The sequence below is a fragment of the Methylibium sp. genome, assembly GCF_013817345.1.
In the GTDB taxonomy this organism is placed as follows: Bacteria; Pseudomonadota; Gammaproteobacteria; order Burkholderiales; family Burkholderiaceae_C; genus Methylibium.
Window position 1 is genome coordinate 1 of record NZ_JACDCW010000072.1, and the last position, 22479, is coordinate 22479.

Annotated in this window: 21 protein-coding genes; 17 read left to right on the plus strand and 4 right to left on the minus strand. The window is 67.2% G+C overall.

The window, feature by feature from the left end:
• Positions 1–137: 137 nt before the first annotated feature.
• Complete coding sequence (locus tag H0W40_RS13635) at positions 138–1184, minus strand: LacI family DNA-binding transcriptional regulator (protein WP_292447044.1); 1047 nt, start codon at positions 1182–1184, stop codon at positions 138–140.
• 139 nt (positions 1185–1323) lie between these two features.
• Between H0W40_RS13635 and H0W40_RS13640 the strand changes: the two genes are divergently transcribed.
• The 8 genes from H0W40_RS13640 to H0W40_RS13675 all read left to right on the plus strand — a co-directional run bounded on the left by H0W40_RS13640 (position 1324) and on the right by H0W40_RS13675 (position 9305).
• Positions 1324–2097: an ABC transporter permease gene (locus tag H0W40_RS13640; protein WP_292447047.1), complete on the plus strand. Its 774-nt coding sequence runs from the start codon at positions 1324–1326 to the stop codon at positions 2095–2097.
• Positions 2097–2879, plus strand: a complete 783-nt coding sequence (locus tag H0W40_RS13645) for an ABC transporter permease (RefSeq protein ID WP_292447049.1) — start codon at positions 2097–2099, stop codon at positions 2877–2879. The genes H0W40_RS13640 and H0W40_RS13645 overlap by 1 nt, the downstream gene beginning before the upstream one ends.
• Before the next feature lie 21 nt (positions 2880–2900).
• The gene (locus H0W40_RS13650) at positions 2901–3698 is read left to right on the plus strand and encodes an ABC transporter ATP-binding protein (protein ID WP_292447058.1); all 798 of its coding nucleotides are present in this window, start codon (positions 2901–2903) and stop codon (positions 3696–3698) included.
• Between the two features lie 33 nt (positions 3699–3731).
• Positions 3732–4778: an ABC transporter substrate-binding protein gene (locus H0W40_RS13655; RefSeq protein ID WP_292447061.1), complete on the plus strand. Its 1047-nt coding sequence runs from the start codon at positions 3732–3734 to the stop codon at positions 4776–4778.
• A 98-nt stretch (positions 4779–4876) separates the two neighbouring features.
• Positions 4877–6190: a histidinol dehydrogenase gene (gene hisD, locus H0W40_RS13660; RefSeq protein WP_292447063.1), complete on the plus strand. Its 1314-nt coding sequence runs from the start codon at positions 4877–4879 to the stop codon at positions 6188–6190.
• Entirely contained in the window at positions 6187–6963 is a 777-nt protein-coding gene (locus tag H0W40_RS13665; protein ID WP_292447066.1) for an SDR family oxidoreductase, read from the plus strand. The genes hisD and H0W40_RS13665 overlap by 4 nt, the downstream gene beginning before the upstream one ends.
• A gap of 9 nt (positions 6964–6972) precedes the next feature.
• Complete coding sequence (locus H0W40_RS13670; protein WP_292447068.1) at positions 6973–8307, plus strand: aspartate aminotransferase family protein; 1335 nt, start codon at positions 6973–6975, stop codon at positions 8305–8307.
• Entirely contained in the window at positions 8304–9305 is a 1002-nt protein-coding gene (locus H0W40_RS13675; RefSeq protein ID WP_292447070.1) for an alcohol dehydrogenase catalytic domain-containing protein, read from the plus strand. The genes H0W40_RS13670 and H0W40_RS13675 overlap by 4 nt, the downstream gene beginning before the upstream one ends.
• A gap of 58 nt (positions 9306–9363) precedes the next feature.
• On the opposite strand, the gene H0W40_RS13680 is transcribed toward H0W40_RS13675, so the two are convergent.
• Positions 9364–9609 (minus strand): hypothetical protein, encoded by a 246-nt coding sequence (locus H0W40_RS13680; protein ID WP_292447072.1) that lies wholly within the window; start codon positions 9607–9609, stop codon positions 9364–9366.
• Between the two features lie 209 nt (positions 9610–9818).
• Here H0W40_RS13680 and H0W40_RS13685 point away from each other — a divergent pair, with 209 nt between their 5' ends.
• Together H0W40_RS13685 and ligD are read left to right on the plus strand one after the other, a co-directional pair.
• Positions 9819–10703 carry a Ku protein gene (locus H0W40_RS13685; RefSeq protein ID WP_292447074.1) on the plus strand — a complete coding sequence of 295 codons (885 nt, stop codon included), beginning with the start codon at positions 9819–9821 and terminating at the stop codon, positions 10701–10703.
• A 62-nt stretch (positions 10704–10765) separates the two neighbouring features.
• On the plus strand, positions 10766–13399 hold the full coding sequence (gene ligD / locus H0W40_RS13690; protein WP_292447076.1) for a DNA ligase D: 2634 nt from the start codon (positions 10766–10768) through the stop codon (positions 13397–13399).
• Positions 13400–13435: 36 nt separating this feature from the next.
• Here ligD and H0W40_RS13695 read toward each other — a convergent pair whose 3' ends face one another.
• Complete coding sequence (locus H0W40_RS13695; RefSeq protein ID WP_292447079.1) at positions 13436–13927, minus strand: hypothetical protein; 492 nt, start codon at positions 13925–13927, stop codon at positions 13436–13438.
• A gap of 199 nt (positions 13928–14126) precedes the next feature.
• Here H0W40_RS13695 and H0W40_RS13700 point away from each other — a divergent pair, with 199 nt between their 5' ends.
• The 7 genes from H0W40_RS13700 (at position 14127) to H0W40_RS13730 (ending at position 21071) form a co-directional block, all read left to right on the plus strand.
• The gene (locus H0W40_RS13700; RefSeq protein WP_292447081.1) at positions 14127–15224 is read left to right on the plus strand and encodes a TRAP transporter substrate-binding protein; all 1098 of its coding nucleotides are present in this window, start codon (positions 14127–14129) and stop codon (positions 15222–15224) included.
• A gap of 91 nt (positions 15225–15315) precedes the next feature.
• Positions 15316–15879, plus strand: coding sequence for a TRAP transporter small permease subunit (locus tag H0W40_RS13705; protein WP_292447082.1), 564 nt, complete (start codon positions 15316–15318; stop codon positions 15877–15879).
• Entirely contained in the window at positions 15876–17201 is a 1326-nt protein-coding gene (locus H0W40_RS13710) for a TRAP transporter large permease subunit (RefSeq protein WP_292447084.1), read from the plus strand. Before H0W40_RS13705 ends, H0W40_RS13710 begins: the two co-directional genes overlap by 4 nt.
• Positions 17202–17238: 37 nt before the next feature.
• Positions 17239–18837 (plus strand): gamma-glutamyltransferase family protein, encoded by a 1599-nt coding sequence (locus tag H0W40_RS13715; RefSeq protein WP_292447086.1) that lies wholly within the window; start codon positions 17239–17241, stop codon positions 18835–18837.
• A 137-nt stretch (positions 18838–18974) separates the two neighbouring features.
• Entirely contained in the window at positions 18975–20039 is a 1065-nt protein-coding gene (locus H0W40_RS13720; RefSeq protein ID WP_292447088.1) for a DUF1615 domain-containing protein, read from the plus strand.
• Between the two features lie 146 nt (positions 20040–20185).
• The gene (locus H0W40_RS13725) at positions 20186–20722 is read left to right on the plus strand and encodes a hypothetical protein (RefSeq protein ID WP_292447091.1); all 537 of its coding nucleotides are present in this window, start codon (positions 20186–20188) and stop codon (positions 20720–20722) included.
• Positions 20723–20726: 4 nt separating this feature from the next.
• Complete coding sequence (locus tag H0W40_RS13730) at positions 20727–21071, plus strand: ArsC family reductase (protein ID WP_292447093.1); 345 nt, start codon at positions 20727–20729, stop codon at positions 21069–21071.
• 152 nt (positions 21072–21223) lie between these two features.
• On the opposite strand, the gene H0W40_RS13735 is transcribed toward H0W40_RS13730, so the two are convergent.
• Positions 21224–22479 (minus strand): aconitase family protein (locus tag H0W40_RS13735; RefSeq protein WP_292447095.1); only part of this gene is annotated, 1256 nt, incomplete at its 5' end.

The following is a 22479-nucleotide window of genomic DNA, read 5'->3' on the forward strand; positions in this document are numbered from 1 at the left end:
ACAAGGCCATCGGCTTGGCTTGGTCGAATGACGTGTTCATCGACGAGGTCAACGACGGCGAAAGCGACCTGCTGTAGTCCCCTCCCAGCTTCTCGGTCAAGAGGGCCTTGAGGCCACGCTTACCTTCGACAAGCTCACTACGGCAAAGCAATGGACTCGCCTTGCCGCACCGGCCCGGTGGACTCACGAACCACGAGTTCCACCTCGACTTCGGTTGCGGCGGGAACAGGCAGTTGTCCGAGTGCGGCGACCAGCCGGTCCGCGACCGCGTGCCACATCTGCTGCGTCGGCACGTGCAGTGTGGTCAGTGCCGGCCGGATATGCCGGGCCATCTCGAGGTCGTCGAAACCCACGATCGACAAGGCCGCAGGCACGGCGATTCCCATTCTTGCCGCCTCCAGCAGGGCGCCGAAGGCGAGCACGTCGTTGCCACACACGATGGCGGTCGGCGCCGGCACCGCAGCCATCAGTGCTCGGAAGCCTTCGCGCGCTTCGGCCAGGCCGTACCGGCGCTCGACCAGGTGCTGCGGCGCCAGCCCGACCCCGGCGTTCTCGAGCGCTTGACGCACGCCGGCCACTCGTGCCGCGGCGCGGTCGTTGTCGCGCACGATGCCTGCGAGCATGGCGATGCGCCGGTGTCCCAGGTCGAGCAGATAGCGCACCGCCTGGCCGATCGCGCGAGCGTTGTCGAAGCCGACGCAGACCATGCCGGGCGGCGGCGGGTACGTCATCGCATGCACGGTGGGCAACTCGCGCTGGCGAAGGAACTGCAGGAGTTGCGGGCTCTGCCCGACACCGCACAGCGCGAGTGCGTCAGCGCCGCGGGTGACCAGGTTCATCGCCTGGCGGGCCTCGGTGTCCAGGTCGTAGCCGCTGGTGGCGATCAGCAGTTGAAGCTGCGCATCGGCCAGGCGCTGCTGCAGAGCGTCGATCGCCTGGGCAAAGATGGCGTTGTCGATGGTCGGGAAGATGGCACCGACCGTTCCGCTGCGTTGAAGCTTCAGCGCGCGCGCCCCGGCGTGCGGCACGTAGCCCAGGCGGGTGACCGCCTCGATCACTCGGCCGCGCAGCGCCTCGCGCACCGATGCCGGTTTGTTCAGCACGCGCGAGACGGTGGCCGTGGAAACCCCCGCGGCTGCGGCTACGTCTTCGATGTTGGGCTGGGCTTGGTCCTTCGGTTGCATGGCTACCAATGTAATCGCTTTCTTAGTGACAACCCGAGGAGTGAACTGGCAATGCAGCAGGGAAATCCCCGATCAGGCTGTCCTTGACGTCTTGCTGGTCAGCGCAGATCATAGGTCCATTGTGAAAACGATTACAAATATGCCGAGGCCGCTGGCAGGCGTGGCCGGAACGATCGGCGCGCTCATTGCCGTGGTGCTGCTGTGGCATCTCCTCACCGCGGTGCTGGGTGTCATCTCGGCAGCCCGCTTCCCGACGCCGCAGGATGTGGCCGCAGCGCTTCAGCAGATCCTGGTCGATGGCTACAGCAACGGCCGTCTGCACGAGCATGTGCTGCGCAGCGTGCTGCTGGTGAGCATGGGTTTCGCGGTGGCCTCAGCCATCGGCGTCGTGATCGGCCTGGCGATGGGAGCCAGCCGCACGGTCGAAGCCCTGGTCAACCCGGTCTTCCTGCTGCTGCGGCCGATTCCGCCGCTGGCGTGGATTCCGCTGGCCATCGTGTGGCTCGGCCTCGGCGATGCGGCCAAGATGATGGTCATCTTCTTTGCCGCCTTCGTGCCGTCGGTCATCAACAGCTACGCCGGCGTGCGGCAGATCGACAAGCCGATCTTCGAGGCCGCGGCGATGCTCGACGTGAAAGGCTGGCGCTACTGGCGCGAGGTGCTGATCCCCGGCGCGCTGCCGAGCATCTTCACCGGGCTGAGGCTGTCGCTGCAGGCGTCCTGGACCACGCTGGTGGCGGCCGAGCTGGTGGGTGCCGTGGCGGGCCTCGGGCAGATCCTGAACCAGGCGGCGCAGGACATCTACCCCGCGATGATCCTGGTCGGCATGATCGCCGTGGCCGTGTGCGGCTGGCTGATGACGCTGGGCCTGGGCTGGCTGGAGCGGCGCGTCATGCCGTGGAAGGTGCAGTGATGCTGCGACCGCGCCTGCCCGCTGCGCAGCTCGCCCTGCTGACCTTTGTTGGTGCGGCGGGCTTCCTGGCCGTGTGGTCGGCCGCGGCCCTGTCGGGCATCACCTCGCGCGACTTCCTGCCCGCGCCCTGGGACGTGGTGACGCGGTTTGCGCAGTTGGTGGTCGAGCCGTTCGCGGGCTTTACCTTGTTCGAGCACCTGTTGTCGAGCTTCCAGCGCTTTGCCGCGGGCTTCCTGATCGCCGTGGCCGTGGGCATTCCGCTGGGGCTGCTGATGGCGTGGTTTCCCTGGGTCGACCGCATCGTCGCGCCGGCCTTCGATGCGGTGCGCTTCGTGGCGCCGATCGCGTGGGTGCCGTTCGCCGCGCTGTGGTTCGGCACCGGCATCGGCGGGCCCGTGTTGATCATCTTCATGGGTGCCTTCCCGCCGGTGCTGATCAACACCTACCGCGGCGCGAAGAACGTCGACCGCAAGCACATCGAGGCGGCGCAGACGCTGGGGGCCAGCGATCTGCGTGCGATGACCCAGGTGCTGCTGCCGGCTGCCGTGCCCTCAATCGTGGCGGGCCTGCGCATTTCGGCCGGGCTGGGTTGGCAGTCGCTGGTGGGCGCGGAGCTGATCGTGGCCTCCAGCGGCGTCGGCTACCTGATGGTCAAGGGCCAGGCCTCGGTATCGACCGCCACCGTGATGAGCGGCATGGTCGCCATCGGCGCGGTCGGCATCCTGATCGATGTGGCGCTTCGCCGCGTGCAGCAGGTGATCGAAACCCGCCGCGGCCTCTGACAAGAACCGAGGAGACAAAAAATGGCCACCATCAGTTTCAGCGGCGTGGAGCGCGTGTTCAGCCAGAACGGCAAGAAGTTCGTGGCGCTGAAGGACGTGAATCTCGAAGTGCAGGACCGCGAGTTCGTCGCCATCGTCGGCCCTTCGGGCTGCGGCAAGACCACCTGCATGCGCATGGCGGCTGGCCTGGAGCACCCCACCGGTGGCACGGTCAGCGTAGACCGCGAGGTGGTGCGCAAGCCCGGCCCCGACCGCGCGGTCGTCTTCCAGGCGTTCGCGCTGTTCCCGTGGAAGACCGTCTGGGACAACATCGACTTCGGCCTGATCTCGCTGGGCATCGAAGCGGCCGAGCGCAAGCGCCGCATCGAGCACTACATCGGCCTGATGGGGCTCGGCGGCTACGAACATGCCTATCCGCACCAGCTCTCGGGTGGCATGCAGCAGCGCGTGGCCATCGCGCGTGCCTACGTGCTCGATCCGAAGGTGCTGCTGATGGACGAGCCTTTCGGTGCCCTCGACGCGCAGACGCGCGTGGTGATGCAGGAAGAACTCGTGCGGCTTGCCCGCCAGCACCCGCGCACGGTGCTGTTCATTACCCACGCCGTGGAAGAGGCGGTGTACCTGGCCGACCGCATCGTGGTGATGACCGGCCGGCCGGGAACCATCCGCGAAATCATCGACGTGAAGGCGGTCCGCGAAGCCGAGCAGTGGGTGCAGCACGAGCGCATCGAGGACGTGATGGACCAGCCTTCCTTTGTCCATTTGCGCTCGCATGTCTGGAAGCTGCTGCGAGACCAGCACGTCAGCGCACTGCACTGACCCTGATCACCGACCCACTGAAGGAGACGCACCATGAAGATCAAGCTCGCCCTGGCTGTTGTGAGTTCCGCGCTGATTGCCGGCGGCAGTGCGCAGGCGCAAGACAAGCTCACCGAGATCAAGGTCAGCTATCAGCCGGCGCTGTACTGGTCGCTGCCGTTCTACATTGCGACCGAGAAGAACTGGTGGGCGGAGGTCGGCCTGAAGCCGGAGTTCAGCACCTTCCCGGCCGGCGTGCCGCAGATGGCCGCCGCGGCTTCCAAGAGCTGGGACGTGGGCGGTACAGGGTCCGTGCCCGCGGTGCTCGGCCATGTGCGCTTCGGCATCAAGACGATCGGCCTGACCAACGACGAATCGGCCGGCAACGCGCTGCTGGTGCGCAAGGAGGTGGCCGACAAGATCGCCAAGGACCCGGCGTCGATCAAGGGCCAGACCATCCTGCTGACGGCCAACTCCACCGGCGACTACGCGGTGCAGTCTTGCCTGAAGAAGTACGGCTTGGCCAAGGCCGACGTGACCATCAAGAACATGGGCCAGGCCGAGATCATCTCGGCGGTGTCGTCCGACAACGCGGACCTCGCCGGCCTTTGGGCGCCCAACATCTACACGCTCGAGGAAAAGGCCGGCGCGAAGGTGCTGTGCTCCGGCAAGGAAAGCGGCGCCATGGTGCCTGGCGCGCTGATCGCGCGCAGCGACTACGCCGAGAAGAACCCCGAGAACGTCGCGAAGTTCCTGGCCGTCTACCTGCGCGCCTGGCAGTGGATGAATGCGCACAAGCCCGAAGCCGTCCAACTGATGAAGAAGTTTTACTCCCAGGGTGGCGTGGTGATCAGCGAGGCTTCGATGATGAAGGAGTTCGACACGCGCCCGACCTTCGACCTGAAGCAGCAGCTCGCGAGCATGGACCGCTCGGGTGGCAGCTCCGACATGGACGCCTGGTTCAGCGACATCGCTGAGTTCATGCGCGGCAGCGGTGCGATACAGAAAGTGCCCAAGTCAGCCGACTACATCACCGACAGCTACATGAAGCGCGTGCAGGCCGACCCGAAGCTGCGCGAGTTCGCCAACCGCTCGCAATAGGCGCTTTCGCAGTGGGCGGCTTCGGTCGCCTCTTTCAAACGACGGCTGTAATCGATTTCAAAAATTCGGCCGCCGACACGGACATCGAGGACGAAATCATGGCCATCAACTACCTGAAGAAGGCGAGCAAGACGCCCGAAACCGAAACCGCCGCGGCCCAGGCGGTGGTGACCGACATGCTTGCCGAGATCGGCGCGCGCGGTGAAGAAGCGGTGCGCGCCTTCGCGAAGAAGCTGGATCAATGGGACGGCAAGATCGTGCTGTCCCGCGCGGAGATCGACCGCCGCGCCGCCGAGGTGCCGGCGCAGGTGCGGCGCGACATCGACTTCGCGATTGAGCAGGTGAGCGCCTTCGCGCACGCGCAACGCGACTCCATGAGCGAGTTCTCGGTGGGCCTGCACCCCGGTGTCACGGCGGGCCAGCGCGTGCTGCCCGTGAACGTGGCCGGCTGCTACGCGCCGGCGGGCCGGTATGCGCACATCGCCTCGGCCTACATGGGCGTGGCCACGGCCAAGGCGGCGGGGGTCGGGACCATCGTGGCGTGCTCGGGGCCGTTTCGCGGCGGGCCGATGCACCCCTACCTCCTCTATGCCTTCGACCGGGCGGGTGCCGACGTGATCATGACGCTGGGCGGCGTGCAGGCGATCGCCACGATGGCCTTTGGCCTCTTCTCGGGCAAGCCGGCCGACGTGATCGTCGGGCCGGGCAACAAGTTCGTTGCCGAGGCCAAGCGCGCGCTGTTCGGCAAGGTCGGCATCGACGTCTTCGCCGGGCCTTCCGAAGTGGCGGTCATCGCCGACGACAGCGCCGATGCCGAGATCGTGGCGAGCGATCTGGTCGGGCAGGCCGAGCACGGCCACGAGTCGCCGGCGTGGCTCTTCACGAGTTGCAAGACCCTCGCGGAGCAGGTGATGGCGCGCGTGCCTCGATTGATCGACCAACTGCCGCCGACCGCGCGCGACGCCGCCGCCTGCGCATGGCGCGACTACGGGGAGGTGGTGCTGTGCGACACGCGCGAAGAGATCGTCGAGATCTCCGACCGCTACGCCAGCGAGCACCTCGAAGTGCATGCACGCGAGCTGGACTGGTGGCTCGCGAACCTCACCTGCTACGGCTCGCTCTTCCTCGGCGAGGAAACCACCGTGGCCTACGGCGACAAGGCGAGCGGCCCGAACCACGTGCTGCCGACCAAGGGCGCGGCACGCTACTCGGGCGGCCTGTCGGTGCACAAGTTCATGAAGACGCTGACGTGGCAACGCATGACCCGCGCCGCCGCGCGCGACATCGGCGAGATCACCGCGCGCATCTCGCGGCTGGAAGGCATGGAAGCGCATGCGCGCACGGCCGACGACCGGCTGGCCAAGTACTTCCCCGGCGAGAACTTCGATCTCGGCGTGCCGGTCACCGTATGAAGCCCGGCGACGTGTCTTCGCTGTTCGACCTCGGCGGCCGCCGGGCGCTGGTGACCGGTGGCAACGCCGGCATCGGCGAGGCGATGGCGCGTGCGCTCGGCCTCGCCGGAGCGCGCGTGCTCCTGATGGCACGGCGCGAGGCCGAACTGGCCGCCGCCGCGCAGCGCCTGGCGGCAGAGGGCATCGACGCGCAATGGCTCGCCGCCGATCTGACCGACGTGGAGGCGCTGCGTTCCACCGCGCTTGAAGCGGGGCAACGGCTCGGCGGTGTGGACATCCTTGTCAACGCAGCCGGTGTGAATCTTCGCCAGTCCTTCGCCGAAGTCACGCCGCAAGCCTGGCAGACGCAGATCGCGCTGCACCTCACGGCGCCGTTCTTCATGACGCAGGCGCTGGCGCCGGAGATGGCGTCGCGAGGATGGGGCCGCATCGTCAACATCGCGTCGCTGCAAAGCCACCGTGCTTTCGCGAACAGCGCCCCCTACGGCGCGGGCAAGGGCGGCGTCGTGCAGCTCACGCGCGCCATCGCGCAGGAATGGTCGGCGCGCGGCGTCACCTGCAATGCCATCGGGCCGGGCTTCTTCCCGACAGCGCTGACCGCGGCGGTGTTCGACAACCCCGAACTCGCGCAACGCATGGCGGCGCAGACCTGCACCGGCCGCAACGGGCGGCTCGAAGACCTGTACGGCGCCACGGTGTTCCTCGCCAGCGAGGCATCGGCCTACATCACCGGACAGACGCTGATGGTCGATGGCGGCTTCACGGCCCGGTAGAGGAGACCCATGAACATGCCCGCGCTCGACGCTTTCTGGATGCCGTTCACGCCGAACCGCGAGTTCAAGGCCGCGCCGCGCATGGTGGTGTCGGCCGAAGGCCTGTCTTACCGCACGGCCGACGGCCGGGAGGTGCTCGACGGCACTTCGGGGCTGTGGTGCGTCGGTGCCGGCCACCGCCATCCCCGGATCGCCGAGGCGATGAAGCGGCAGATTGACACGCTGGACTTCGCGTCCAACTTCCAGGTCGGCCACCCGGGTGCGTTCGCGCTCGCCGAGCGCATTGCCGCGCTCGCGCCGCCGGGCCTGGACCGCGTGTTCCTCGTCAACAGCGGCTCCGAAGCCTGCGACACGGCGATGAAGATCGCGCTGGCCTACTGGCGCTCGCGCGGCGAAGGCCAACGCAACCTCTTCGTCGGCCGGGAGCGGGGCTTTCACGGCGTGGGTTTCGGCGGCATCTCGGTGGGCGGCATGACGAACAACCGGCGCGCCTTCGGCGGCGCGATGCTGCGTGCCGACCACCTGCGCTCGACCTGGGACGCGCAGACCCAGGCTTTCGTGCGCGGCCAGCCGGCCGAAGGCGCCGCGATGGCCGACGAGCTCGAGACCCGCATCGTCGCCCTGCACGACGCCTCCAACATCGCGGCAGTCATCGTGGAGCCCGTGGCCGGGTCCACCGGGGTGCTGGTACCGCCGGTCGGCTACCTGCAGCGCCTGCGCGAGATCTGCGACCGGCACGGCCTGCTGCTCGTGTTCGACGAGGTCATCACCGGCTTCGGGCGCCTGGGGGCGATGTTCGCAGCGCAGGCCTTCGGCGTGGTGCCCGACATGATCCTGTTCGCCAAGACAGTGAGCAACGGCGCCGCGCCGCTGGGCGGCGTGATCGTCAGCCGCAAGGTCCACGACTCGGTGATGCACGGGCCACCGCATCTGGCGGAACTGATGCATGGCTACACCTGCTCCGGGCACCCCCTGGCGTGCGCAGCGGCGCTGGCGACCATCGACGTGCTGCAGGAAGAAGACCTGCCGGCCCGCGTGCGCGAGCTGAGCCCGCATTTCGAGGCGGCCGTGCATTCGCTGGCCGATGCACCGGGCGTGGTCAGCGTGCGCAACATCGGCCTGGCGGCGGGCATCGAGCTCGCGCCGCTGCCCGGCGAACCCGGCCGGCGCGGGGCCGAGGTGCAAGCGGCCGTCTTCGATCGCGGCATGCTGACCCGTGCCCCCGGCGACACCCTGGTGCTCGCACCGCCGTTCATCAGCACGCGAAGCGACATCGACCGCATGGTCGAACTGCTGCGCGCCGCCATCAACGACCCTCCACCTTCCAGCCGAGGAGCGCCATGAAAGCCCTTGTCTACACCCAGCCGAACGAGATGCAAGTGCTCGAGCGCCCGATGCCCGATCTGGCCGAGGGCGAGGTGGTGCTGCAGATCGAGGCGGTCGGCATCTGCGGCTCCGACATGCACGCATGGCACGGCCACGATCCGCGGCGCAAGCCCGGCCTCGTGCTCGGGCACGAGTTCGTCGGCAGCATCGCGCAGTCGGCCGCGCGGGGCTTCGAGCCCGGCACGCGCTGGACCGGCAACCCGCTCATCACCTGCGGCACCTGCGAATACTGCGTGCAGGGCCGCAACAACTTGTGCGCGAACCGCACCATGGTCGGCATGACGCGCCCCGGCGCCTATGCCGAGTACATGAGCATCCCGGCGGCGAGTCTCATCGAAATGCCGCAGGACATGCCGGCGGTCGCTGCGGCGCTCACCGAACCGGCCGCGACGGCCTGGCATGCGGTGAATCTGTCGATGCGCGTGCTGGCGCGCCCTCTTCACGAGTGCCGGGTGCTCGTGATCGGCGGCGGCGCGATCGGCATGCTGGCCGCGCTGCTGCTCGAACACCTGGGCGTCGAGCGCCTGACGGTCACCGAGCTGAACCCGCTGCGCCGCGAGACGCTGGCGCGTGCCGCCCGATGCGAGGCCATCGATCCGCGCCAGCAGCCGCTGGCCGACAGCCACTTCGACTACGTGATCGACGCCGTAGGCAGCAAGGCCACACGCAATCAGGCTTTCGCGGCCATCAAGCCCGGCGGCGTGATCATGCACGTCGGCTTGCAGGACTGGGCCAGCGAGATTGACATGCGCAAGCTCACGCTCGCTGAGATCACGCTGCTGGGGACCTACACCTACACCACGGCCGACCTGCGCGCCACCGTCGATGCGCTGCACCGCGGCAGCTTCGGCGATCTGTCATGGGTGGAAGAGCGGCGGCTGGACGACGGGCCGCAAGCCTTCGTCGATCTGGACCGCGGCCACAGCGCCTCGGCGAAGATCGTGTTGCGGCCGTAGGAACGCGGTTGCTCTGTCAGGCGGACCTCGTTCTTGTCATGCAGGACCAGGCGGTGCCTCAGTTGCGCGCGTAACGCGGCGCTTGGCGCTTGCCGTTGCGCACGTACGGCAGGCGCTGCTTCGATTGCAGCGGCCCGGCGCTTCGCTCGACGCGACGCAGCGTGAACGTCCGCAGCGCGGCAGCGAAGAAGAGCAGGGCGCTCGGCAGGCCATGGAGCGTCAGGCCGAAAGCCCACAGGCAAGCTGCGCCCGCGGCCACATAGACCAGCGGGAGGCGTTCGTACAGCCAGTCGGGGATCCACATATGAGCGCTACCTTCGTGTTAATCGCCAGGACGGGCCGCATGCACGGACTGCATGCGATTTCATCCACGGCTTTCAGAAACTGCAGGATGCCCACTTTCGTGCCCGAGCAAAAGCCCGCGACCCGGGGTTGCGCCCAGTCGCTTTGTGTTCGGGAACGCCGGTTGCTAGCTGTTTTCTCTGACTTTCTTCCTGCTCGATTGGAGTCGCCATGCCTCGCGTCATCTGGAAAGGCGCCATCAGCTTCGGGCTGGTGCACGTGCCGGTGGCGCTCTATCCGGCCTCGTCGGAAAGCGGCATCGACTTCGACTGGCTGGACAAGCGATCGATGGATCCGGTGGGCTACAAGCGCATCAACAAGCGGACCGGCAAGGAGATCGATCGCACCAACATCGTCAAGGGCGTGAAAGTCGAAGGCGGCGACTACGTGGTGCTGGGCGACGACGAGATCAAGGCCGCCTATCCGAAGACCACCCAGACCATCGAGATCGAAGCCTTCGTGCAGGCCGCGGAGATCGCGTTCACGCACCTGGAAAAGCCGTACTACCTCGAGCCCATCGGCAAGGGCGAGAAGGTGTATGTGCTGCTGCGCGAGGCGATGCTTGCGGCCGGTGTCATCGGCATCGCGCGCGTCGTCATGCACACCAAGGAGCACCTCGCCGCCGTCGTGCCGGCCGGCCCGGCGCTGATGCTCAACACGCTGCGGTGGGCAAAGGAGATCCGGCCGTGGAGCGAACTCAATCTTCCGGCCGAAGGCAAGAAAGCGGTCCAGCTCAAGGACAACGAGCTGAAGATGGCCGGCCAGCTCATCAAGGACATGACCGAGGCTTGGCAACCTGAGCGCTACGCCGACAGGTTCACCGAGGCCGTGCACGCCCTGCTGGAGCAACGCATTGAAGCGGGCAAGACCGAGAAGGTGCAGCCGCTGGAAGAGGGCGCTGCTCCGGCGCCGAGCAATGTGGTCGACCTGACCGAGCTGTTGGCGAAGAGCCTCGGTAACCGCAAGCCTGGTTCGAACTCCGCACCTGCGAAGAAGGCCGATGCCGCGGCTGCCCGCAAGGCGCCCAGGAAGACTGCAGCTCGCAAACGTGCCTAGCAATGGCTCGCAGCGTGGTCGCCAGAGCAAGCCCTGTCCGCCCGGAGCAAGGCAAGGCCGCGGTGCCCGACCCGCTTCACCGCTACCGGACCAAGCGTGATTTCGGCAAGACGCCCGAGCCGCAGGATGCGCCAGCAAAGCAGGGCCAGCAACTCTCGTTCGTGATCCAGAAGCACGCGGCCACGCGGCTGCACTACGACTTCCGGCTGGAGCTCGGCGGTGTGCTTCTTTCATGGGCGGTGCCCAAGGGCCCGAGCTTCGATCCCACGGACAAGCGCATGGCCGTGCGCACCGAGGACCACCCGCTGTCCTATGGCTCGTTCGAGGGAACCATCCCGCCCGGAAACTACGGCGCCGGCACCGTCATCGTCTGGGATCACGGCACCTGGGAGCCGATCGGCAATGCGCGCGAAGGGCTCGAGAAGGGCAAGCTGCTCTTCGAGCTTCACGGTCAGAAGATGGCGGGCCGGTGGGAGTTGATCCGCATCCGCAAACCCGGCGAGGAGCGGCAGGACCCGTGGCTGCTGTTCAAGAAGCGCGACGGCTTTGCCCGAACGCGAGCGGAGTACGACGTGGTGACGGCTTTGCCGGACAGCGTCATCGCGAAGCCGCCGGGTCTGGCAACGAAGACGCAAAAGCCGCAGCCTCGCTCGCGCAAGGCTGCGGCGACGGCAAGGCAAGGCGAGGCCGGCCAGGGCGGGGTGCCGGGAGCCGTCAAGGCGACTCTGCCGGACAAGCTTTCCCCTCAGCTCGCGACCTTGGCATCAGGCGTTCCGACGGCTGGCGACTGGTTCTACGAGATCAAGTTCGACGGCTACCGACTGCTCACCCGCGTCAAGCGCGGCGTTGCGCGGCTCTTCACGCGCAATGGCCACGACTGGACGTCGAAGATGCCGGGCTTGGCCGATGAATTGAAGAAGCTCGGCCTCGGCTCGGCGTGGCTCGACGGCGAAATCGTCGTGTTCGCAGACGACGGCGCCCCGGACTTCAACGCCTTGCAGCAAGCCTTCGACAAGTCGAGCACGCAGCGGATCGCCTACTTCCTGTTCGATCTTCCGTACTTCGAGGGTTACGACTTGCGGGATGCGCCGCTGCAGGCTCGCCGGGCGTTGCTCGAGCGCTTGCTGGAGGGCAAGACCGGCGAGCACCTTCGATTCAGCGAGGCCTTCGCCGCCGATGCGGCAAGCGTGCTGCGCTCGGCCTGCGAGATGCACCTGGAGGGCGTGATCGCCAAGCGCACCGATGCACCCTATCGCTCGGGGCGCAGCGAAACCTGGCTCAAGCTCAAGTGCCACCGCCGGCAGGAGTTCGTTGTCGGCGGCTTCACCGACAGGACGGGCGCCTCTTCGGAGGTCGGCAGCCTGCTGCTGGGCGTGCATGACGCCGACGGAAAGCTGACCGCCGTGGGCAGCGTCGGGACCGGCTGGGATTCGAAGGCTGCGCGCGATCTGCACAAGCGGCTCGTCAAGCTGGAATCCACCACCGCGCCGTTCGATGCCGCCGGCAGCGTGGGCAAGAGGCGGTGGGGCCGGCGCAGTGCCGCGAGTGTGCGCTGGGTGCAGCCGAAACTCGTGGTGGAGGTCGGCTTCGCCGAGTGGACGCCGGCCGATCAGATCCGGCATGCGTCCTTCGTCGGTGTGCGCACCGACAAGCCGGCGCGCGCTGTCACGCGCGAACGCTCGGTCAGCCCGTCCGGCGCCTCTCGCCGGGGGGCAGCATCCGCTTCCACGTCTGCATCGCCGTCAGCAGCATCCGCGGGGTCTGTCATGGGCATCAAGGTTTCCAACCCCCGGCGCGTCATCGACCCGAGCACCGGCCTCGAGAAGATCGATCTGGTGCGCTACTACGAAAGCGTCGCGGACTGGATCCTGCCTCACGTGAAGGGCCGCCCCGTCTCGCTGGTTCGCGGCCCGAAAGGCGTCACCGGCCCGCTTTTCTTCCAGAAGCATGGCGAGAAGATTGGCATTGCGGGCATCACCGAACTCGACCCCGCGCTCTGGCCCGAGCATGACGCGCTGCTGCAGGTCGACACCGTGCAGGCCCTGCTCGGCGCGGCGCAGATGAACGTTATCGAACTGCACACCTGGAACTCGACGTCGAGGAACATCGACAAGCCCGACCGCCTGGTGTTCGACCTCGACCCGGGCGAGGGCGTGGCATGGGCTGCGGTGCGAGAAGCTGCCGTGCTCACCCGGGCGCTCCTGCAGCATCTGGGCCTCGAGAGCTGGCTCAAGACCAGCGGCGGCAAGGGCCTGCATGTCGTGGTGCCGATCGCCGCGCGCTGGGACTACGACACGGTGAAGGCCTTCTCACAGGCAGTGGTCGTGCATCTCGCGCAGACCATCCCCGATCGCTTCGTCGCCAAGAGCGGCCCTGCCAACCGGATCGGCAAGATCTTTGCGGACTACCTGCGCAACGGTCACGGCGCGACGACTGCCGTGGCGTTTACCGCCAGGGCGCGCCCCGGGCTGGGGGTTTCAATGCCGGTCTCGTGGGAGCAGCTCGCCCGGATCAAGAGCGGCGCGCAATGGACGATCACCAGTGCGCGCGAGCATTTGTCCTTCCAGAAAGACGACCCCTGGTCCGACTACTGGAAGGCGAAACAGTCGCTCACCGGCGCCATGAAAACGCTCGGATTCAAGCCACCGAAGAAGCCCGAGCCGCCAAGGCCCAAGCCGAAGCCGAAGCGCAGCTAGCGGGAACCCCGGGGGCGCGAACGCGAGCCGGGCTGCTCAGCAGTCCGGGCACTCCATGATGGTGTCTAGTTCAGTCTGCTCGTCGTAGCCATGGTCTAGCACCGTGTGCCCACGGCAGGTCAGGCAGGGTGCCGCAGGCGGCTTTGCCAGGCCGCGCCAGGGCGCGGCCTGATGCGCACTGGGCGCTTCCTCGAGCGCCGCCGCTTGCGGCGTTGCCGCATCGGCGAACCAGCCTTCACCGCCCCAACAGGCATAGGGGCCTGCCGGCTCCTTGCGCGCGTACACGCCGCGATGGGTGGGGCGATGGCTGCCGTCGAGCCAGCCCGTGAGCGCGTGTCCGGCGCCATTTTTGCGGTGTCTCGAAGTCATCGCGTCACTGTAGCGGCGGGCAACGCCGCTTCGCACTTCTTCGAGCAAGCCCGCAAGGCGGTGCAGGTCTACCGGCTTGTCAGAGAGTGGCGGAGCGTTGGCGAAATCCGCCGCCCGTTGCAAGTGCACCAGGTCGAAGCTGGTGCGCTCGTGCACCATTTGCACCGCACCGCACCGCACCGCAGCTCCGCCTTGCCCCGTGCCGCGGTGTGCTGACGCTGCCATCGCGCCTGCGTGGATCAACGCGTTTTCCCTGCGTTGACGACGGTGTGGCACGCACCTAGCATGGAACAGCCCAGCCGCCGTGTCCGCTCTTGTCGAGCAGGGCTGCAAAGACTCATCAATTCCAGGAAACCTCATGACCCAGACACGACGCACACTGCTGCGAAGCGGTTCGGTGGCGGCCCTTGCCGGCACGGCACTCGGCTTTCCGGCGATCGCCAGAGCCCAGGAAAAGTTCAGCTGGAAGATGACCAGCGCCTACGGCAAGGGCTCGCCGTTCTACATGGAGGGCCCGGGCAGCGCCACCGACCTAGCCAAGCGCATCGACGCGATGTCCGGCGGGCGGCTGAAGATCCAGGTGTTCGGCGCGGGCGAGCTCATCCCGGCGCTCGAAGGCTTCGACGCCGTGCGTTCCGGCACCGTCGAGATGAACCACGCCAACAGCTACTTCTGGACCGGCAAGACCTTCGCGGCGCAGTATTTCACCGCCGTGCCTTTCGGCCTGAACTTCCAGGGCATCAACGGCTGGCTCTACGACGGCGGCGGCCAGGCACTGTGGAACGAGGTCTATGCGCCCTTCGGCATGATCGCCATGCCCTGCGGGAACACCGGTGTGCAGATGACCGGCTGGTTCAAGAAGGAGATCAAGTCGAGTGCCGATCTCAAGGGCCTGAAGATGCGCATTCCGGGCCTGGCCGGCCGTGTCTATGCCGAACTCGGCGTCGATGTGAAGCTGCTGCCCGGCGGAGAAATCTTCCCGGCGCTGGAGCGCGGCGTGATCGACGCCGCCGAGTTCGTCGGCCCCTTCCAGGACCGCAAGCTCGGCCTGCACAACGCCGCCAAGTATTACTACACGACCGGCTGGCACGAGTCGGCCACGGTGTCCGAGCTGCTGATCAACAAGGCGGCGTGGGGCAAGCTGCCCAAGGACCTGCAGGCGGTGGTGGAAAACGCGGCTGCGGCCTGCAACGTGATCAGCGAGGCCTGGTGCCAGCGCAACAACGCCGAGGCGATGGACGATCTGATCAAGAACCAGGGTGTGATCGCGCGGCCCTTGCCCGACGAGGTGATCCAGAAGCTGCGCGAAGTCACCGCCAAGGTGATCGCCGAGGCGGTGGCGAAGGATCCGATGACCAAGAAGGTGAACGACTCTTACGCGGCCTACCAGAAGAAGTACGAGGCCTGGGCCGGCTACAGCGAAGGGCCGTACCACAGCAAGATCGTTTCGGTCTGATGCCTCGCCCGCGCAGCAGAACGCGGCCGCCGTTGCGAAGCAAGGCACCCGCGAGCCGGAACCCGCACGTGCAACCGTCTTCGGGGCCGCATTGAGCGCCCCGCCTTCCGCCGGCAACGGGCCGGCGAGCGGCACGTTGCCCGGCGCCTTCGTCGCCGCGGTGAACCGTGCCGTGGACCGGATCGGCCGCGCCGCCTCGTGGCTCACGCTGGTCATCGTGGTCGTGATGGCCGTCAACGTGCTGCTGCGCTACGTTTTCAGCATCGGTTCGGTGTGGTCGCAGGAGCTCGAGTGGCACCTGCTCGCGCCGCTGGTGCTGATCGGCATGACTTACGCGCTGAACAAGGGCGAGCACGTGCGTGTTGATGTGTTTTACGCGCGCTATTCACCGCGCGGTCAGGCGGCGGTCGATCTGTTCACGGCCGTGCTTGCGGTGGCGCTCGCCGCGCTGGTGATCCGCTATTCGATGAACTACGTCGAACAGTCCTACAGCATCGATGAGATCTCCGCCGACCCCGGTGGGCTCACCCACCGCTGGGTGCTCAAGGCGCTGATCCCGCTCGGCTTCGCGCTGTTCGGGTTGCAGGCCTTTGCGCAGGGCGTCGCGGCAGCACTGCGGCTGTCTGCCAAGCCGGCCGCGGAGAGCGGGCGATGAGCCCGCAGGAGTGGCTGGCGATCGGCCTGCTGATCGGCTTCTTTGCCCTGCTGATGACGGGCGTGCCGGTCGGCATCACGCTGGCGGCGAGCGGCTTCATCTTCGGCTTCATGGGCTTCGGCGAGAGTCTGTTCAACCTGCTGCCGGCACGCATCTACGGCGTGGTCGCCAACTACCAGTGGCTGGCGATTCCGCTGTTCGTCTTCATGGGCGTCATGCTGGAGAAGTCGCGGCTGGCAGAGGATTTGCTCGACGTCATCGGCCACCTCGCCGGCGGCCTGCGCGGCGGCATGGCGCTGGGCATCATCGGCGTGGGCGTGCTGCTGGGCGCGACCACCGGCATCGTGGGCGCGACCGTCATCACGCTCGGCTTGCTGACCCTGCCGACGTTGCTGCGGCGCGGCTATGACCCGGGCGTTTCCTGTGGCGCCATCTGCGCGTCGGGCACCTTGGGCCAGATCGTTCCGCCGAGCCTTGTGCTCATCTTGCTGTCGGACATCATGCAGCTGTCGGTCGGCACGCTGTTCGCGGCCGCCGTGTTCCCGGGGCTGATGCTGGCTGCGCTGTACTGCACCTGGATCGTGGTGTACGGCATGCTGCGCCCGAACGCCATGCCGCCGGTGCCGCGGGCCGAGCGCGATGCGCTCTCCAGGCGCGACCTGTGGCTGCGTGTCGTGAAGGTGGCGCTGCCGCCCGTGACGCTGGTGTTCGCGGTGCTGGGCTCGATCATTGGCGGCGTCGCTGCGCCCACCGAGGCGGCATCGATGGGCGCGCTCGGCGCGATCCTGGTGGTGGCGCTGGCGCGACGGCTGTCGCTATCGGTGCTGCGCGAGGTGATGCAGACCACCACCCGCATCTCGGCGATGGTGCTGTTCATACTGATCTGCGCACAGGTTTTCAGCCTGGCATTTCGGGGGCTACATGGCGAAGGCCTGATCGAAGATCTGTTCGAGATGCTGCCGGGCGGCATCAATGGCGACATCTGGTTCCTGATGGGGCTCATCTTCGTGCTCGGCTTCTTTCTCGAGTGGATCGAGATCAGCTACATCGCCGTGCCGCTGTTCCTGCCGATCTTCAATGCGGCGGGCGTCGACCCGGTCTGGCTGGCGATGCTGATCACCATCAATCTGCAGGCCTCGTTCCTCACGCCGCCTTTCGGCTGGTCGCTGTTCTTCCTGCGCGGTGTGGCGCCGCCGGAGATCACCACGCGGCACATCTACGTCGGCGTGCTGCCTTTCGTGGGGCTGCAGATCGTGGGTGTCGCCCTGGTGTTCCTCTTTCCGCCCATCGCCACCTGGCTGCCGGAGGCGATCGGCTGGTAGGCTCGTCCGGCTCACCGCATCCATCGGGCCCCACGTCATGACTCAATCCTTTCTCGGCCGCCGCGGCATTGCCGTGGCGCCGCACAGCCTGGCCGCCGAGGCCGCCCTGAGCGTTCTTCGCGAAGGCGGCAACGCGCTCGAAGCCATGATCGCGGCGGCGGCCTCCATCGCCGTCGTGTACCCGCACATGAACTCCATCGGCGGCGACGGCTTCTGGGTCATCAACGGGCCGGGCGGGCAGTCGCTGGGCATCGATGCCAGCGGCGCCAGCGCCGCTGCAGCCACCCTCGATGCGTATGCGCCGCGGGGCGTGCGCGGCAGTATTCCGTTTCGCGGCGGCGTGGCCGCGCTCACGGTGGCCGGCACGGTGTCGGGTTGGGGAGCGGCTCACGTGCTGGCTCGGGAGTGGGGCGGGCGGCTGCCGCTGTCGCGGCTGCTCGAGGATGCGATCTGGTATGCGCGGGAGGGCATCCCCGTGACGCACAGCCAGTGGGCCTGCACGACGGCCAAGCGGGCCGAACTGGACCCGATCGCGGGCTTTTCGGAGACGTTTCTGGTGAACGGGCAAGTGCCGCAGGCGGGCAGCCTGTTTTGCCAGCCGCGTCTGGCCGCCACGCTTTCTCGCCTGGCGGCGCGCGGAACGGACGACTTCTATCGCGGCGAACTGGCGCGCGAAATCGCCGCCGAACTGGCCACACTCGGCAGCCCGCTGACGCACGACGATCTGGCGGCTCACCATGCCAGACGGATCGATCCCCTGTCGCTGCGCCTGCCCGGCGCCACGCTGCTCAACATGACACCGCCGTCGCAGGGCGTCGTGTCGCTGATGATCCTGGGCATCATGCAGCGGCTCACCGGCTGGGACGTCGATCCTCTCGGGCCTGCGTTCGTGCACGCACAGGTCGAAGCCACGAAGCAGGCGTTTGCGCTGCGCGACCGGCACGTCACCGATCCGGCTTTTATGTCGGTGGCGCCCGAGTCGCTGCTGCAGGACGACCTGCTGGACGAACTGGCCGGGCGCATCAGCCTCACCGAAGCAGCGCCCTTCGGCCGCAAGACCGACCCCGGCGACACGGTCTGGATGGGCGTCATCGACGGTGAAGGCCGGGCGGTCTCCTTCATCCAGAGCATCTATCACGAGTTCGGCTCTGGACTGGTGTTGCCCGGCTCGGGCATCAACTGGCAAAACCGTGGCTGCAGCTTCAGCCTCGATGCGGCGCACGTGAACGCGCTGGCGCCTGGCAAGCGGCCGTTCCACACGCTCAATCCCGCGATGGCCCGCCTGGACGACGGTCGCCTAATGGCCTACGGCACGATGGGCGGCGACGGTCAGCCGCAAACGCAGGCGACGGTCTTCAGCCGCATCCACCGTTTCGGCATCGCACCGCAGGCCGCCATCGAGATGCCTCGCTGGTTGTTGGGCCGCACCTGGGGTCAGCCGAGCGACAGCCTCAAGCTGGAGGCGCGCTTCCCGGAATCGACCTTCGCTGCCCTCAGGGCCATGGGCCACGATGTCGAGGCACTGGCCGACTGGGACGAGTCGGTCGGCCATGCCGGCGCACTGATCCGCGAAGCCAACGGCCTGCTGATCGGCGGTTTCGATCCGCGCAGCAATGGCGCGGTGGCGGCCTTCTGAATCCACCGAGGGGCTCGGGATCGGGAAGCCGCACGCCGTGCCGTGCCGGCGATTCGAGGGCGAGCGGCTGCAAAGCGCCTTCGGCGGCACGCTGGAGCCGACCGGCGCTGTGGCTCGCCGCCGGTTGCCTGGCCGTCTTGGCCGGCTGCGCCACGCAGCAGACGACCGACCCGGGACCGCCCCTCGACCCCGCTCGCGGTCGCGCGCTGATCACCCGCCTGCTGCCGCCCGCCACGCCCGAGCCGGCCGCCTGGGCTACCGATATCTACGCCGCATTCGCCGCGATGGAAATCGCGCCCACGCCGGAAAACATCTGTGCCGTCATCGCGGTCACCGAGCAGGAGTCGGGCTTTCGCGCCTTGCCGGTCGTCCCCAATCTCGCCGCGATCACCTGGCGCGAAATCGACCGACGGGCCGAGCAAGCGGGCGTTCCCAAACTGATCGTGCGTGCGGCGCTGGCCGTGACTTCGCCCAACGGCAAAAGCTACAGCGAGCGCATCGATGCCGCCAAGACAGAAGGAGAGCTGAGCCGGATCTTCGAGGACTTCATCGGCATGGTGCCGCTGGGCCAGCGGCTCTTCGCCGGCTGGAACCCAGTGCGCACCGGCGGGCCGATGCAGGTGAGCATCGCTTTCGCCGAGCAGCACGCAGCGGACAAGCCCTATCCGTATCCGGTGGCGGATAGCCTGCGCCGCGAGGTGTTCACAAGGCGCGGCGGCATGTATTTCGGCATTGCCCACCTCCTCGACTACCCGGCCCCGTACGACACGCCCCTCTACCGGTTCGCCGACTTCAACGCCGGGCACTACGCCAGCCGCAATGCGGCCTTTCAGAGCGCGGTCAGCAGAGCGTCCGGCATTCCGCTCGCGCTCGACGGCGATCTGGTGCTGCATGGCCCCGAGGGCGCGGAGAGACCCGGCAGCACGGAGCTGGCCACGCGCGTACTCGGCAAACACCTGAACCTGAGCGATGCGGCCATCCGCCGCGCTCTCGAGCAGGGCACGACGGAAGACTTCGATCGAACGCAGCTCTACAAACGGGTGTTCGCGCTGGCCGACCCTCCGGGCCGGCCGCTGCCCCGCGCCATGCTGCCGAACATCCGCCTGCAAAGCCCGAAGATCACCCGCAAGCTCACGACCGCATGGTTCGCCAACCGGGTGAACGAGCGCTACGGGCGTTGCCGAGCGCGGGAGGCGGCGTAATCTTCGTTCGAGTTAGAGCTCATCGTGCGCGAGGTCGCTCGATGCGATCCTGTAAGACGCTTTCGAGCGGCCCTTCAACCGCTGGCGGTTGGCGGTGACTCGGCCCCGCGGCCAAGTCGGCTTAGCAACAGGGGCAGAATTCACCGATGCGCTTCCAAGCCGTCTCCACACTGCGCCGCCACCTGCACGGTTCGCGCAGTCTCACTATGGGGCTGGCCCTTGCGGCCATGGTCTTGGCCGGCTGCGCTGGCTACAGCCCCAAAGGGCTTCCGAAGGGCAGCAGCACGGCGCAGGCCGTGGAGCAGTTGGGTTCGCCCACGGGCCGCTATGACAGCGAGAACGGCGGCGTGCGCTTGGAATTCGCGCGAGGCCCGTACGGCAAGCACACCTACATGCTCGACTTCGACGCCAACGACCGGCTGATCGCGTGGGAACAGGTGCTGACCGAACAGAACTTCCTCGAGTTGAAGATCGGCATGAGCAAGGCCGAGGTGCTGCGCAGCATCGGCAGTCCGTCGCACGTGCAGTTCCTGTCGCGCCAGCAGCACCAGCTCTGGTCCTACCGTTACGAAACGCCGTTCTGCATCTGGTTCCAGGTCAGTCTCGACACCAGCGACCGGGTGGCAGAACTCGGTCACAACATGGATCCGATCTGCGAGAACCGCGGCACTGGCTTCCTTTGACTCCATGCTCGTGCTGTACGGCCTGCAGAACTGCGACACGGTGAGAAAGGCGCGCGCCTGGCTCGACGGCCAGAGCCTTGCTTACCGCTTCCACGACTTCAAGAAGTCCGGCGTGCCCGAGGCGGCACTGGCGCGGTGGCTTGCCCAGGCGGGTTGGGAGCGGCTGCTCAATCGCCAGGGCACGACCTGGCGCAAGCTCGATGCGGCCGTGCAAGGCGGCGTTGTCGATGCGGTCAGCGCCGCCGCGGTGATGCGCGATTACCCGAGCGTGATCAAGCGGCCGGTACTCGAAAGCGGCGACGCCGTGATCGTGGGTTTCGACGCGCAGCGATACGCGCAGTTGCGCTGAACAACGAATAAAGCCGCAGCCCCGAAAGACTGCGGCCGGTCGCGACGAGCACGCCGGCAACCGCAGTTCTCAGGCAGCGAGCAGTTGGCGGAGAACCTCGACGCGCGCCCAGCGCGGCGGTCGTCATGAGGGCAGGCCTTTGCCTGCAGTTCTCAGGCTGCGAGTAGCTGCCTGAGAACGAAAGGCAGGATGCCGCCATGTTTGTAGTAATCGACCTCGATCGGCGTGTCGATGCGCAGGGTGAGCGGCACGCGCTGCTGGCTGCCGTCGGCCCGCCGGATGACGAGCGTGGCGTCGGTCTGCGGCTTGATCTCCGCACCCAGTTCGACGTCGATGACTTCGCTGCCGGTCAGGCCCAAACTCTCCCAGCCGTCGCCCGCCTTGAACTGCAGCGGCAGCACGCCCATGCCGACGAGGTTGCTGCGGTGGATGCGCTCGAAGCTCTTGGCGACGACGGCTTTGATGCCGAGCAACTGCGTTCCCTTGGCGGCCCAGTCGCGCGATGAGCCGGTGCCGTATTCCTCGCCACCGAAGATGACCGTCGGCACGCCGGCGTCCATGTATTTCATGGCGGCGTCGTAGATGGCCAGCTTCTGGCCTTTGAGCGGACCTTCCGCCTGGTACAGAGTGTAGCCGCCTTCCTCGCGCGAGCCGTCGGCCCCCGCCGGCAGCATCAGGTTCTTGATGCGCACGTTGGCGAAGGTGCCGCGCATCATCACCTCGTGGTTGCCGCGGCGCGAGCCGTAGCTGTTGAAGTCGGCCTTGAGCACCCCGCGCTCGAGCAGGTACTTGCCGGCCGGTGTCGTTTCCTTGAACGAGCCCGCGGGCGAGATGTGGTCGGTGGTGATCGAGTCGCCGAACAGACCCATGATGCGCGCGCCGCGCACGCCGGATTCGAGCGCCGTCGGCTGCATGGTGAAGTTCTGGAAGAAGGGCGGCTCGGCGATGTAGCTGCTCTTGGGCCAGGTGTAGACGTTGCCTTTTACGCCCTTGATCCGCTCCCACAGTTCGCCCGGCTCGCTCTTGACCTTGTCGTAGTTCTTCTTGAAGGCCTTGCCGTCCATCGCGAACTTCATGAGCGCATGCACTTCCTCGCTGCTCGGCCAGATGTCGCCGAGGTAGACGTCGCGTCCACCCGTTCCTTTGCCGACCGGCTCCGTCATCAGGTCGCGCTGCACCGTGCCGGCGATCGCATAGGCCACCACGAGCGGGGGTGAGGCGAGGAAGTTGGCCTTGATGTTCGGGTGGATGCGCGCTTCGAAGTTGCGGTTGCCCGAAAGTACCGCCGCGCACACCAGGTCGTTCTTGCTGATCGCCTCGTTGATCTCGGGCGTGAGGTCGCCCGAGTTGCCGATGCAGGTGGTGCAGCCGTAGCCGGCCAGGTAGAAGCCGAGCTTCTCGAGGTAGG

Excerpts from the sequence above, each read along its gene's own strand:
- H0W40_RS13640 (WP_292447047.1), top strand. The coding sequence starts at position 1,324 with ATGCCGAGGCCGCTGGCAGGCGTGGCCGGAACGATCGGCGCGCTCATT.
- H0W40_RS13670 (WP_292447068.1), top strand. The coding sequence starts at position 6,973 with ATGAACATGCCCGCGCTCGACGCTTTCTGGATGCCGTTCACGCCGAAC.
- H0W40_RS13645 (WP_292447049.1), top strand. The coding sequence starts at position 2,097 with ATGCTGCGACCGCGCCTGCCCGCTGCGCAGCTCGCCCTGCTGACCTTT.
- H0W40_RS13685 (WP_292447074.1), top strand. The coding sequence starts at position 9,819 with ATGCCTCGCGTCATCTGGAAAGGCGCCATCAGCTTCGGGCTGGTGCAC.
- H0W40_RS13730 (WP_292447093.1), top strand. The coding sequence starts at position 20,727 with ATGCTCGTGCTGTACGGCCTGCAGAACTGCGACACGGTGAGAAAGGCG.
- H0W40_RS13695 (WP_292447079.1), bottom strand. The coding sequence starts at position 13,927 with ATGGTGCACGAGCGCACCAGCTTCGACCTGGTGCACTTGCAACGGGCG.
- H0W40_RS13635 (WP_292447044.1), bottom strand. The coding sequence starts at position 1,184 with ATGCAACCGAAGGACCAAGCCCAGCCCAACATCGAAGACGTAGCCGCA.
- hisD (WP_292447063.1), top strand. The coding sequence starts at position 4,877 with ATGGCCATCAACTACCTGAAGAAGGCGAGCAAGACGCCCGAAACCGAA.
- H0W40_RS13710 (WP_292447084.1), top strand. The coding sequence starts at position 15,876 with ATGAGCCCGCAGGAGTGGCTGGCGATCGGCCTGCTGATCGGCTTCTTT.
- H0W40_RS13655 (WP_292447061.1), top strand. The coding sequence starts at position 3,732 with ATGAAGATCAAGCTCGCCCTGGCTGTTGTGAGTTCCGCGCTGATTGCC.
- H0W40_RS13715 (WP_292447086.1), top strand. The coding sequence starts at position 17,239 with ATGACTCAATCCTTTCTCGGCCGCCGCGGCATTGCCGTGGCGCCGCAC.
- H0W40_RS13675 (WP_292447070.1), top strand. The coding sequence starts at position 8,304 with ATGAAAGCCCTTGTCTACACCCAGCCGAACGAGATGCAAGTGCTCGAG.
- H0W40_RS13680 (WP_292447072.1), bottom strand. The coding sequence starts at position 9,609 with ATGTGGATCCCCGACTGGCTGTACGAACGCCTCCCGCTGGTCTATGTG.
- H0W40_RS13725 (WP_292447091.1), top strand. The coding sequence starts at position 20,186 with ATGCGCTTCCAAGCCGTCTCCACACTGCGCCGCCACCTGCACGGTTCG.
- H0W40_RS13665 (WP_292447066.1), top strand. The coding sequence starts at position 6,187 with ATGAAGCCCGGCGACGTGTCTTCGCTGTTCGACCTCGGCGGCCGCCGG.
- H0W40_RS13700 (WP_292447081.1), top strand. The coding sequence starts at position 14,127 with ATGACCCAGACACGACGCACACTGCTGCGAAGCGGTTCGGTGGCGGCC.
- H0W40_RS13650 (WP_292447058.1), top strand. The coding sequence starts at position 2,901 with ATGGCCACCATCAGTTTCAGCGGCGTGGAGCGCGTGTTCAGCCAGAAC.